This is a genomic window from Thioalkalivibrio sp. ALJ15 (genome assembly GCF_000383695.1).
Taxonomy (GTDB): domain Bacteria; phylum Pseudomonadota; class Gammaproteobacteria; order Ectothiorhodospirales; family Ectothiorhodospiraceae; genus Thioalkalivibrio.
In genome coordinates this window covers 341,919-354,303 of sequence record NZ_KB912057.1, presented here as the reverse complement: position 1 = coordinate 354,303, position 12,385 = coordinate 341,919, and the positions used below count along the sequence as shown (strand labels likewise).

The 12,385-nt window shown below is 65.5% G+C and carries 10 protein-coding genes and 1 tRNA gene; 9 read left to right on the top strand and 2 right to left on the bottom strand.

What is annotated here, in order from left to right; genetic code table 11:
• Positions 1–31 precede the first annotated feature (31 nt).
• Positions 32–892, bottom strand: a complete 861-nt coding sequence (locus tag G015_RS0105315) for a diiron oxygenase (protein WP_018174730.1) — start codon at positions 890–892, stop codon at positions 32–34.
• Positions 893–1,011: 119 nt separating this feature from the next.
• Between G015_RS0105315 and G015_RS0105310 the strand changes: the two genes are divergently transcribed.
• The 5 genes from G015_RS0105310 to greA all read left to right on the top strand — a co-directional run bounded on the left by G015_RS0105310 (position 1,012) and on the right by greA (position 6,935).
• The gene (locus G015_RS0105310; RefSeq protein ID WP_018138288.1) at positions 1,012–1,353 is read left to right on the top strand and encodes a DUF1820 family protein; all 342 of its coding nucleotides are present in this window, start codon (positions 1,012–1,014) and stop codon (positions 1,351–1,353) included.
• A gap of 93 nt (positions 1,354–1,446) precedes the next feature.
• A tRNA-Ser gene (locus tag G015_RS0105305) sits at positions 1,447–1,537 on the top strand.
• A gap of 506 nt (positions 1,538–2,043) precedes the next feature.
• Entirely contained in the window at positions 2,044–3,177 is a 1,134-nt protein-coding gene (gene carA, locus G015_RS0105300; RefSeq protein WP_028490889.1) for a glutamine-hydrolyzing carbamoyl-phosphate synthase small subunit, read from the top strand.
• A 48-nt stretch (positions 3,178–3,225) separates the two neighbouring features.
• On the top strand, positions 3,226–6,459 hold the full coding sequence (gene carB, locus G015_RS0105295) for a carbamoyl-phosphate synthase large subunit (RefSeq protein WP_020146267.1): 3,234 nt from the start codon (positions 3,226–3,228) through the stop codon (positions 6,457–6,459).
• Positions 6,456–6,935, top strand: a complete 480-nt coding sequence (gene greA, locus G015_RS0105290; RefSeq protein ID WP_012982113.1) for a transcription elongation factor GreA — start codon at positions 6,456–6,458, stop codon at positions 6,933–6,935. The genes carB and greA overlap by 4 nt, the downstream gene beginning before the upstream one ends.
• A gap of 21 nt (positions 6,936–6,956) precedes the next feature.
• Here the strand turns inward: greA and yhbY are convergent, their stop codons facing one another.
• Positions 6,957–7,256, bottom strand: a complete 300-nt coding sequence (gene yhbY, locus G015_RS0105285; protein WP_019024749.1) for a ribosome assembly RNA-binding protein YhbY — start codon at positions 7,254–7,256, stop codon at positions 6,957–6,959.
• Positions 7,257–7,329: 73 nt separating this feature from the next.
• Here yhbY and rlmE point away from each other — a divergent pair, with 73 nt between their 5' ends.
• From rlmE to glmM, 4 genes are all read left to right on the top strand, one after another.
• Positions 7,330–7,956, top strand: coding sequence for a 23S rRNA (uridine(2552)-2'-O)-methyltransferase RlmE (gene rlmE, locus G015_RS0105280; RefSeq protein ID WP_019024748.1), 627 nt, complete (start codon positions 7,330–7,332; stop codon positions 7,954–7,956).
• Between the two features lie 45 nt (positions 7,957–8,001).
• Positions 8,002–9,954, top strand: a complete 1,953-nt coding sequence (ftsH, locus tag G015_RS0105275; protein WP_018138282.1) for an ATP-dependent zinc metalloprotease FtsH — start codon at positions 8,002–8,004, stop codon at positions 9,952–9,954.
• A gap of 91 nt (positions 9,955–10,045) precedes the next feature.
• Positions 10,046–10,939 (top strand): dihydropteroate synthase, encoded by an 894-nt coding sequence (gene folP, locus G015_RS0105270; protein ID WP_018138281.1) that lies wholly within the window; start codon positions 10,046–10,048, stop codon positions 10,937–10,939.
• Between the two features lie 33 nt (positions 10,940–10,972).
• A complete protein-coding gene (glmM, locus tag G015_RS0105265) occupies positions 10,973–12,313 on the top strand; it encodes a phosphoglucosamine mutase (RefSeq protein ID WP_020146266.1) in 1,341 nt (446 codons plus the stop codon).
• Positions 12,314–12,385: the final 72 nt, after the last annotated feature.

Below are 12,385 nucleotides of genomic sequence, written 5' to 3'. Positions count from 1 at the left end.
GGGGATGGTAGGGAAACACGTTCGTGTTTCCCTAGCGCCAGTTCAGCACCAGACCCTGGTCGCGCAGGATCTTGAGCGCGGGGTCAACGCAGGTGTCGATGAAGGAGGCGCGGCGCGGGTTCTCGCGGGCGATGCGGCGATAGTCCGGCCCCTCGGGCAGGCCGGCCAGTTCGTAGATGTCGCGGGTGGGGTAGTAGAACGCATGCACGAACTGGCGGAACACGCGGCGCATCAGCGGGCGGTAGGCCCATTTCTGCCAGGACGGGAGCGTATCCAGATAGGATTCCAGCGTGTCGCGGGCATGCGCCATGTGACGCGCCTCGTCGATCATGTGCCGGGTCACGATGTCGTCCACCGTCGGGCTGATCGAGTCCTTGTGCTGGCGGATCAGTCGGTTCATGCGATCCGGGACCTCTTCGCCGATCATCACCGCGATCCAGAAGATCGAGGACTCGAACGGAGAGAAACGACCGACCAGGGTGGCCAGCTTCGGCTTCGGGAACCGGCGTTCCGGCAGGGGCAGCCCGCTGCGGCGCATGAACTCGATGAACATCAGGCTGTGGCCGGCTTCCTCGCGCAGCTCGTGCAGGCGATAATTCAGCCGGTCCAGACGGCCGGCCGAGTGCATGGATATGCGCGAGATGCGCTCCATGAAAAGGCCTTCCAGCCACAGCGCGCCACTGATGAAGTACAGAAACTCGTATTGCGACAGGCGCCGTTTGCAGGCATCGTCCAGCGCCGAGTATTCGGGGGTGCCGAAGAGCGAGACAGCCTCCTCCGGGATCCAGAAATCGTCCAGCGACAGCGCGTCCCAGCGCACGTGAGTGAGCGGGTCCTCGTACGGCTGGCTGTTGCGGCTCAATAGATCGAGCAGCTCCTGCGAGGGATTCATCGAAGGCGTACCGAAGGCGCTGGACGGTTAAACGCCCGAATCATACCGGCATTGTCAGTCCGGACCAACGCCAACCCGTTGCAATCTGCGGTTGCTACCCCAATATGAGTCAAATGAATATGTCCGCCACCCGTTACCGCGTCAGCTTCCTCAACCAGGGCAAGGTCTACGAGATCTATGCCCGCGAGGTCTATCAGGACGAACTCTATGGCTTTGTCACTGTCGAGGATCTGCTGTTTGGCGAGCGCTCGCAGGTGGTAGTCGATCCCTCCGAGGAGCGCCTGCGCACCGAGTTCGAGGGGGTCGAACGCTTCCATGTGCCGATGCATGCGCTGATCCGGATTGACGAGGTCGCGGCCGTCGGCACGCCCCGTATCCGGGACGCCAGCCAGGACAGTGGCAATGTCCACGCCTTCCCGTCGCTCCCCAGCCGCGGCCCGGGCAAGCCCTCGGACGGCTGATGGTGCCCGTGCCGGGTGTCCGCATTGCTAACCGACCGCCGCTGGTTTACCCTTTCGCGCTTCGCGTAGGCCAGTGCCTTCGCGGGACAAACCGGAGAGGTGGCCGAGCGGTCGAAGGCGCACGCCTGGAAAGTGTGTATACGGTAACCCCGTATCGAGGGTTCGAATCCCTCCCTCTCCGCCAGATTCAAGCAAGGGGGCCCGAGTGGCCCCTTTCGCATGTCTGGCCCCGGAGCTATCGGGATTCGAACCCTCGATACATGAGAAAGCCGGGTTCGACGGGTGACGCGCCGCGGCACCCGAACGTCGCCGCAGGCGACGACCCGGAGGGCGAGGCACGCGGTGCCGAGTAGTCCCTCCCTCTCCACCAGATTCAGCAAGGGGGCCCGGGTGGCCCCTTTCGCATGTCTGGCCCCGAGGTGCTGTGATGTGATCCTCCCGGACAGGGCCGTATTTGAAGGCGTTCCACGAGGGCGCAGCGGCCATTCTCGTTGGACGTCGTGCGCGGCGCTCGCGTACACTTGCAGGCGTAACCGCACCCGTCACTCAGCCGCCGAACCGTTGTCCGAATGCGGGGTCCAGCCCCGGTAGACGGTGCGGGCGAGGTCGGGTCAAAGATCCCGAATGAATCGCAGTATCGCCGCCGGCAAATGGCCTGGCGGCCTCGACCCAGACCATCCGGAGGTCCCCGTGTCCGCGCCCGCTCTGCTCGTCCTGGAAGATGGCACTGTGTTTCATGGTCAGGCGATTGGCGCCCTGGGCCAGACGGTCGGCGAGGTGGTATTCAACACCGCGATGACCGGTTATCAGGAGATCCTGACGGATCCCTCCTACCACCGGCAGATGGTCACGCTGACCTATCCGCATATCGGCAACACCGGTACCAACCCGGAGGATGACGAGTCCGCACGCGCCCATGCCGCCGGGCTGATCATTCGCGACCTGCCGCCGCTGGTGTCGAACTGGCGTTCGCGCGAGTCGCTGCCGGATTACCTGCTGCGTCACGGCATCGTGGCGATCAGCGGGATCGATACCCGCAAGCTGACCCGTATCCTGCGCGAGAAGGGCGCGCTGAACGGCTGCATCCAGGCCGGCGATGTGGACGAGGCCGCGGCCCTGGCGGCCGCGCGCGAGTTCCCCGGCATCAAGGGTATGGACCTGGCGCGCGAGGTCACCACGCGCAGCCGTTATGAATGGCTGGAGGGTACCTGGCAGCTCGGCGAGGAGCCGGCGCGGGTGAACCCGGAGCAGGCCGAGTTTCATGTGGTGGCCTACGACTTCGGCATGAAGCAGAACATCCTGCGCAAACTGGCAGACCGTGGCTGTCGCGTGACCGTGGTGCCGGCCGAGACGCCGGTGGACGAGGTGATGGAGCTGAAGCCCGACGGCGTGTTCCTGTCCAACGGCCCGGGTGACCCCGAGCCCTGCACCTACGCGATCGAGGCGATCCGCGACATCTGCGAGCGCAAGCTGCCGCTGTTCGGCATCTGCCTCGGGCATCAGCTGCTGGGCATCGCCAGCGGCGGCAAGAGCGTGAAAATGAAGTTCGGCCATCACGGGGCGAACCACCCGATCCGACACGAGGAAAGCGGGCGGGTGATGATCTCGTCGCAGAACCACGGCTTTGCGATCGACGAGGACAACCTGCCCGATACGCTGACGCCGACCTACCGGTCGCTGTTCGACGGCACGCTGCAGGGCATTGCCCGCACCGACTGCCCGGCGTTCAGCCTGCAGGGACATCCCGAGGCCAGCCCGGGCCCGCACGATGTGTCCCCGGCGTTCGACGACTTCGTCGAGATGATGCGCGCCGCGCGTCGCTAAAGCTCCCCCTCCGAATTTCCGATTTCGACAGCCTGCGAGAGCCGTCACATGCCCAAGCGTACCGACATCCAGAGCATCCTGATCCTCGGGGCCGGCCCGATCGTGATCGGTCAGGCCTGCGAGTTCGACTACTCCGGCGCCCAGGCCTGCAAGGCCCTGCGCGAGGAGGGTTACCGGGTGATCCTGGTGAACTCCAACCCGGCGACCATCATGACCGACCCGGAGATGGCGGATGCCACCTACATCGAGCCGGTGGAGTGGGAGACGGTCGCCAAGATCATCGAGAAGGAGCGCCCGGATGCGGTGCTGCCGACCATGGGCGGGCAGACCGCGCTGAACTGCGCGCTGGACCTGTCGAAGGAAGGCGTGCTCGAGAAGTATGGCGTGGAAATGATCGGTGCCAACGAGGCGGCGATCGACATGGCCGAGGACCGCGATCACTTCAAGGCGGCGATGGCCGATATCGGTCTGGATACCCCGACCGCGATGCTCGCGCACTCCTGGGAGGAGGCGCAGGAGATCCAGCCGAAGATCGGCTTTCCGGTGATCATCCGACCGTCGTTCACCCTGGGCGGCTCGGGTGGCGGCATCGCCTACAACCGCGAGGAGTTCGAGTACATCGTCAAGAACGGGCTCGACCTCTCGCCCGTGAACCAGGTGCTGCTGGAGGAGTCGGCGCTGGGCTGGAAGGAGTTCGAGATGGAGGTGGTCCGCGACAAGGCGGACAACTGCATCATCATCTGCTCGATCGAGAACCTGGACCCGATGGGCATCCACACCGGGGACTCGATCACCGTGGCCCCGGCGCAGACCCTGACCGACAAGGAATACCAGATCATGCGCGACGCCTCGCTGGCGGTGCTGCGCAAGATCGGCGTGGAGACCGGCGGCTCCAACGTGCAGTTCGCGATCAACCCGGAGAACGGGCGCATGATCGTGATCGAGATGAACCCGCGGGTGTCGCGTTCCTCCGCGCTGGCCTCCAAGGCGACCGGCTTCCCGATCGCCAAGGTCGCGGCCAAGCTGGCGGTGGGCTACACCCTCGACGAGCTGAAAAACGAGATCACCGGCGGGCTGACCCCGGCCTCGTTCGAGCCGTCCATCGACTACGTGGTCACCAAGATCCCGCGTTTCACCTTCGAGAAGTTCCCGCAGGCCGAGGCGCGGCTGACCACGCAGATGAAGGCGGTGGGCGAGGCGATGGCCATCGGCCGCACCTTCCAGGAGTCGTTCCAGAAGGCGCTGCGCTCGATGGAGACCGACATGGACGGCCTCGACGAGCGCATTGACCTGACGGCCGACGATGTCGTCGACCAGCTGCGCACGAAACTCGCCAACCCCAGCCCGGATCAGGTGCTGTACGTGGCCGATGCCTTCCGCGCCGGCTTCTCGATCCAGGACATCTTCGACCTGACCGCGATCGATCCCTGGTTCCTGGCCCAGATCCAGGAGCTGGTGGATGTCGAGAAGGGCCTGAAGGACCGCATCCTCGGCGACATCAAGGCCGAGGAGCTGTACCGCCTGAAGCAGCGCGGCTTCTCCGACCGGCGCCTGGCGACGCTCCTGAACGAGACCGAGAAGGCCGTGCGCAAGCACCGTCACGGCCTGGGCGTGCGCCCGGTGTACAAGCGGGTGGATACCTGCGCGGCCGAGTTCGCGACCACCACCGCGTACATGTACTCCTCCTATGAAGAGGAGAACGAGGCGGAGCCGACCGACAAGCAGAAGATCATGGTCCTGGGCGGCGGGCCGAACCGCATCGGCCAGGGGATCGAGTTCGACTACTGCTGCGTGCATGCCGCGCTCGCGATGCGCGAGGACGGGTACGAGACCATCATGGTCAACTGCAACCCGGAGACTGTCTCCACCGACTATGACACCTCGGATCGGCTGTACTTCGAACCGCTGACCCTGGAGGACGTGCTGGAGGTTGTCGCGACCGAACAGCCGGCCGGCGTGATCGTGCAGTACGGCGGCCAGACCCCGCTGAAGCTGGCACGGGATCTCGAGGCGGCCGGCGTGCCGATCATCGGCACCAGCCCGGACTCGATCGACCTGGCCGAGGACCGCGAGCGCTTCCAGGCGCTGCTGAACAAGCTGGGACTCAAGCAGCCGCCGAACCGCACCGCGCGCAGCGAGGAAGAGGCCGAGAAGCTGGCCGACGAGATCGGCTATCCGCTGGTGGTGCGCCCGTCCTACGTGCTCGGTGGCCGCGCGATGGAGATCGTGCGCGACCGCGAGGACCTGCGCAGCTACATGCAGAACGCCGTGTCGGTCTCCAATGATGCCCCGGTGCTACTGGACCGCTTCCTGGATGACGCGATCGAGGTTGATGTCGATGCCATCTCGGACGGCGAGAATGTGATCATCGGCGGGATCATGGAACACATCGAGCAGGCCGGCGTGCATTCGGGTGACTCGGCCTGTTCGCTGCCGCCCTTCTCGCTGTCCCTGGAGCTGCAGGACGAGATGGTCGAGCAGGTGCGCAAGATGGCACTGGGGCTCAAGGTCGTCGGCCTGATGAATACCCAGTTCGCGATCAAGGGCGACGATATCTACGTGCTGGAGGTCAACCCGCGCGCCTCGCGCACCGTGCCATATGTCTCCAAGAGCGTCGGCCGGCCGCTGGCCAAGATCGCCGCCCGCTGCATGGCCGGGCAGACCCTGCCCGAGCAGGGCGTGGGTGATGCCGTCTACCCCGACTACTATTCGGTGAAAGAATCGGTGTTCCCGTTCGCCAAGTTCCAGGGCGTGGACCCGATCCTGGGGCCGGAGATGAAGTCCACCGGCGAGGTGATGGGGGTCGGTCGCAGCTTCGCCGAGGCCTTCGCCAAGAGCCAGTTGGGGGCGGGCGTCCTGTTGCCGTCCACCGGCAAGGCCTTCGTGTCGGTGCGCGAGATCGACAAGCCGCATGTGGCCGAGGTCGCCCGGCGCCTGGTCGAGCTGGGCTTCGAGGTCCTGGCGACCCGCGGTACGGCGAAGGTTCTGGAGGAGGCCGACATCACGGTCACGCGCGTGAACAAGGTGACCGAAGGCCGCCCGCATATTGTCGACATGATCAAGAACGACGAGATCAGCTTCATTATCAATACCGTGGAGGGCAAGCAGTCGACCTCCGATTCCTACACCATTCGGCGCGAGGCGCTGATGCACAAGGTGGGCTATACCACGACCATCGCCGGTGCGCGTGCCACGGTGCAGGCCCTGGATCACCTGGGGGCGAACGACGTGTTCCGGCTGCAGGACCTCCACCAGGAGAATCTCGGAGGGAAAAGCGCATGAACAAGACCCCGCTGACCGTAACCGGCGCCGAGAAGATGAAGGCGGAGCTGAAGAAGCTGAAAGGCGAGGATCGCCCGCGGGTGGTGAATGCGATCGCCGAGGCGCGCGAACACGGCGACCTGAAGGAAAACGCCGAATACCACGCCGCGCGCGAGCAGCAGAGCTTTATCGAGGGGCGCATCCGCGAGCTGGAGGGCAAGCTCTCCAACGCCCAGATCATCGACGTCACGGCCCTGCCGCAGACGGGCAAGGTCGTGTTCGGTGTGACCGTGGTGCTCGAGGCGACCGAAGACGGGCGCCAGGTGACCTACAAGATCGTGGGCGAGGACGAGGCCGACATCAAGCAGAACATGATCTCGGTGTCCTCGCCGATTGCGCGCGCGCTGATTGGCAAGGAAGAGGGCGATGTCGTGACCGTCCAGGCGCCGGGTGGCGAGACGGAATACGAGATCCTCGAGGTGCGCTACGTCAACTGACGTAGCGGCCTGCGGCTGGGATCAGGCCGGGTCGAGGGTAACCTTGGGCTCGTCCGGATTGCGCCGGAACAGGGTCGCCACGTAGCCGATTCGCTGGACCAGGGCCGCACCCGTGCGTTCGCACAGGTCCTCGACCGTACCATTGCGAACCTCGCGGTCGCCGATATTGACCTTGATCTTGACCAGTTCGTGATGTGCCAGTGCCTGTTCCAGCTCCTTGACCACGGCGTCCGTCAGGCCATTGCGGCCGATGGTCACGATGGGCTTGCGCGGGTGGGCGAGGCTGCGCAGGTGGCGGCGTTGCGCGTCGGTCAGATTCACGTGGGATTTGATTCGGTATTGGAACACGCAAATTGTAGCACGCGGATCGCGTGCCTGAGCCAGGAGAACCACGGTGCCCAAGCGTAGCCGTTCCAGTCAGCGCTGGCTGAAGGAGCACTTCGACGACCCGTACGTGCAGCGGGCGCAGCAGGAGGGCTATCGCGGTCGCGCCGTGTACAAGTTGCAGGAGATCGACGAACGTGACCGACTGCTCAAACCGGGCATGCGCGTGGTGGACCTGGGGGCCGCGCCGGGTGGCTGGACGCAGTACGCCGCACAGAAGATCGGTCGCAAGGGGGTGCTCGTGGCCTCCGACATCCTGCCGATGGATCCCGTGCCCGGTGCCACGATCATTACCGGTGACTTTCGCGAGGATGCAGTCCTGCAGGCGATCCTGGAGGCGCTGGACGGGCAGCGCGCCGACCTTGTGCTTTCCGATATGGCCCCCAACCTTACGGGTACGGATGCCATCGATCAGCCGCGCTCGATCCATTTGTGCGAGCTGGCGCTGGAGCTGGCCTGCGATGTGCTGAACCCTCGGGGTGCGATGCTGGTCAAGTTGTTTCAGGGCGAGGGATCGGACGCCTACCTGGCCGAGGTACGGCGCCGGTTCGAGAAGGTGCAGGTGCGCAAACCGCAAGCCTCGCGCCCACGGTCACGCGAAGTGTACGTATTGGCGCGTGGCCCTCGGGATGTGTAAAGCTCGCGAGAATCCACGTAGGTAAAAGTTTTTCGAGGTGGCGTTTTGAACGGTCTGGCCAAGAATTTGATCATCTGGGCGGTTATCGCGATCGTCCTGATGTCGGTATTCAATAACTTCAGCCCGCAACAGCAGCAGGATGTGCGGAGTATTACCTATTCCGAGTTCATCCGGGATGTGCAGGGCGGTCGGATCGACAGCGTCACCATCGAGGGCGACAAGATCCGTGGCCAGACCATCGAGGGTCAGCGCTTCACCACGGTCAATCCCAATGACACCGGCCTGATCGGTGATCTGCTGCAGAACAATGTGGAGATCAATGCACAGGAGGATGCCGAGCGTTCGCTGCTGATGAGCATCCTGATTTCCTGGTTCCCGATGCTGCTGCTGATTGCCGTGTGGATCTATTTCATGCGCCAGATGCAGGGTGGCGGTGGCGCCGGCCGTGGGGCGATGTCCTTCGGCAAGTCCAAGGCCAAGCTGATGTCCGAGGACCAGGTAAAGGTTACCTTCGGCGACGTGGCCGGCTGTGACGAGGCGAAGGAAGAGGTCTCCGAGCTGGTCGACTTCCTGCGTGACCCGTCCAAGTTCCAGAAGCTCGGTGGCCAGATCCCGCGTGGCGTCCTGATGGTCGGCTCGCCGGGTACCGGGAAGACCCTGCTGGCCAAGGCCATTGCCGGCGAGGCCAAGGTCCCGTTCTTCAGTATCTCCGGTTCAGACTTCGTGGAGATGTTCGTGGGTGTGGGCGCCTCGCGTGTGCGTGACATGTTCTCCGAGGCCAAGAAGCACGCCCCCTGCATCATCTTTATCGACGAGATCGACGCAGTCGGACGCCAGCGTGGCGCCGGCATGGGTGGCGGTCACGACGAGCGCGAGCAGACCCTGAACCAGCTCCTGGTCGAGATGGACGGCTTCGAGGGCACCGAGGGCATCATCGTGATCGCCGCGACCAACCGCCCGGACGTGCTCGACCCGGCGCTGCTGCGCCCGGGCCGCTTTGACCGCCAGGTGGTGGTGCCGCCGCCGGACGTGCGTGGCCGCGAGCAGATCCTCAAAGTCCACATGAAGAAGACGCCGATCGCCGAAGACGTGCGTCCGGACCTCATCGCGCGTGGCACGCCGGGCTTCTCCGGCGCGGACCTGGCGAACCTGGTCAACGAGGCGGCCCTGTTTGCGGCCCGGGCCGGCAAGCGCCTGGTCGACATGAGCGACTTCGAGCGCGCCAAGGACAAGATCATGATGGGCGCCGAGCGCAAGTCCATGGTGATGTCCGAGGACGAAAAGAAGCTGACGGCCTACCACGAGGCGGGGCACGCGATCGTCGGGCTCACGGTCCCCGAGCACGACCCGGTCTACAAGGTCAGCATCATTCCGCGTGGACGGGCCCTGGGTGTGACCATGTTCCTGCCCGAGGAGGATCGCTACAGCCACTCCAAGACCCGACTGGAGAGCCAGCTGGCGAGCCTTTTTGGGGGGCGTCTGGCGGAAGAAATCATCTTTGGCGACGACAAGGTGACCACCGGTGCCTCCAACGACATCGAGCGCGCCACACAGATTGCGCGCAACATGGTGACCAAGTGGGGTCTTTCCGAGAAGCTGGGTCCGCTGGACTACGGCGAAGAGGAAGGGCACCCGTTCCTCGGCGGGCAGATGGGGGCGAAGTCCAAGCCGATGTCCGACGAGACCGCGCGCCAGATCGACGCCGAGGTGCGCCGGATCATCGACACGAACTACCAGAATGCGAAGCAGATCCTGCTGGACAACCTCGACAGACTGCACGCGATGGCCAAGGCGCTGATGAAGTACGAGACCATCGATGACAAGCAGATCGAGGACATTATGGCCGGACGCGAGCCCCGAGAACCGGCGGACTGGGACAGCGATAGCGGATCCGGTGGGTCGGCGCAGGCGAGTGACGAGCCCGCTGGCGATTCCGACGACGGCCGCGAGGACGACGACAGCAAGGGTGTCGTCGGCGGGCCTGCCCCGCAGTCCTGATCGAGCGAGGTATCACTCCGGTGGCGAAAGGCCACCATGGGCCGCCAGGGACTCCTTGGCGGCCTTTTCATTTTGGCGGGGAGGCAAAGACATGGGCATGGATACGGAAGGCGCGCCTGCGGTCCTGCGCTGCGGAAGGCATCGGCTGGCGCTGGATCGCCCGCGGATCATGGGCATCCTGAATGTCACGCCCGATTCGTTCTCCGATGGCGGCGCACATCAGCGTGTGGAACAGGCCCTGGAGCATGCCCGCACGATGGTGGAGCAGGGCGCTGACCTGATCGATATCGGGGGCGAGTCGACGCGTCCGGGGGCGCAGCCGGTCGCACTGGACGAGGAACGGCGGCGGGTGTTGCCGGTGGTCGAGGCCCTTGCCGCGGAACTGGATGTCCCGCTGTCGGTGGACACGATGAAGCCGGCCCTGATGCCCGAGGCCGTGGCGGCCGGGGCGACGCTGCTGAACGACGTTAACGGGTTTCGCGCCGAGGGGGCCTGGGAGGCCGCCGTGGCCGCCGCCCGCGAGCAGGGTGTAGCCCTGTGCGCGATGCACATGCAGGGGGAGCCGCAGTCCATGCAGCAGGCCCCGCACTACAATGACGTCGCGCGGGAGGTGGGCGCGTTTCTGCGCGATCGGCGCGAGGCGTTCGCGCGCGATGGCGTGCCAGCCGAGCAGTTGCTGCTGGACCCGGGCTTCGGATTCGGCAAGACGCTGGAGCACAACCTGGCACTCTTCCATGCGCTGCCCGCGCTGGCCGAGCTCGGGTCCCCGCTGCTGGTGGGGGTCTCGCGCAAGTCGATGATTGGTGCCCTGCTGGGGGATTGCCCGGTGCAGGAACGTGACGCCGGTTCCGCGATTGCGGCGTTACTGGCGGCGCAGGCCGGCGCGCGTGTCCTGCGTGTGCACGATGTCGCAGGGACACACGATGCGCTGGCGCTATACTCCGCACTGACACCACAGGCGTGGCGGGGCTCCCGTCAGTCGTGATTCGTATTCAGTATTAAGGGAGAAGCAAGCGGCATGGGGCGTTATTTCGGCACCGACGGGATTCGTGGGCGTACAGGCGACTGGCCGATGACGCCCGAATTCGCGCTGCGTCTGGGCTATGCGGTAGGCGAGGTGCTGGGCGCGCGGGCCAAGCGTCAGGGTCCGGTGCTCGTGGGGAAGGACACCCGGGTCTCGGGCTACATGTTCGAGTCGGCGCTGCAGGCCGGGTTGTCGGCTGCGGGCCTGGATGTCGCCCTGCTGGGGCCGATGCCGACGCCCGCGGTGGCCTATCTCACGCGGACGTTCCGTGCGACCGCCGGTGTGGTGATCAGCGCCTCGCACAACCCGTTTCACGATAACGGATTCAAGTTCTTCACCCCGGAGGGCGACAAGCTCGCGGATGCGGTGGAGGAGGCTATCGAGGCACGGCTGGAAGAGCCGCAGCGCTCGGTGGACGGGGCCCACCTCGGCAAGGCCGTCCGTATCGCCGATGCCGCCGGGCGTTACATCGAGTTCTGCAAGAGCGCGATCCCGGCGCGCTCCGAGCTGCGCGGCCTGCGTGTCGTGGTCGATTGTGCCCACGGCGCGACCTACAACGTCGCCCCGCCGGTATTCGAGGAACTCGGGGCCGAGGTGGAAATCCTGGGTGCCCGCCCGGATGGCTATAACATCAACGCCGGCGTGGGCGCGCTGTACCCGGAGGTCGTGGCCGAGCAGGTGAAGGCCTCCGGGGCTGACCTCGGGATCGCCCTCGATGGTGACGGTGACCGCGTGATCCTGGCCGATGCGAACGGCAACGTGGTCGATGGTGACCAGATCCTGGGGATTCTCGCCCTCGATCGTCAGCAGTCGGGCCTGCTCCAGGGCGGCGTGGTCGGTACGCTGATGACCAACCTTGGGCTCGAGAATGCCCTGGGCGAGCACGGGATCCCGTTTGTTCGCGCCAAGGTGGGTGATCGCTACGTGCTCGAGGAGCTGCGTCAGCGCGCCTGGATGCTGGGCGGAGAGGGATCCGGGCACATCGTCTGCCTGGAGCACACGACGACCGGTGACGGGACCGTTGCGGCATTGCAGGTCGCCCACCTGATGCATCGCACCGGCTGCTCGCTCGCGGAGCTCGCGGCGAAGATCCCGAAGCTCCCGCAGTGCCTCGTGAACGTCCCGGTCTCGGGCAAGGCCAATGGCTGTCTGGAGGCGCCCGCCGTGCGCTCCGAGGTCGCCGCGGTTGAGGCCGAGTTGGGTGCGCACGGGCGTGTCCTGCTGCGCCCGTCCGGTACCGAGCCCCTGGTGCGCGTGATGGTCGAGGCCGAGGACGAAGTCATTACCCGTCAGGCCGCCGAGCGCATCGCCGACAGCATCCGCGCGGCTGTTTGATCCCGGTCTGCGGGCGTCGTCGGCCGATGGGTGATTCTTCACGGGACAGGCCGCCCGTTTGCCCGGACCTGG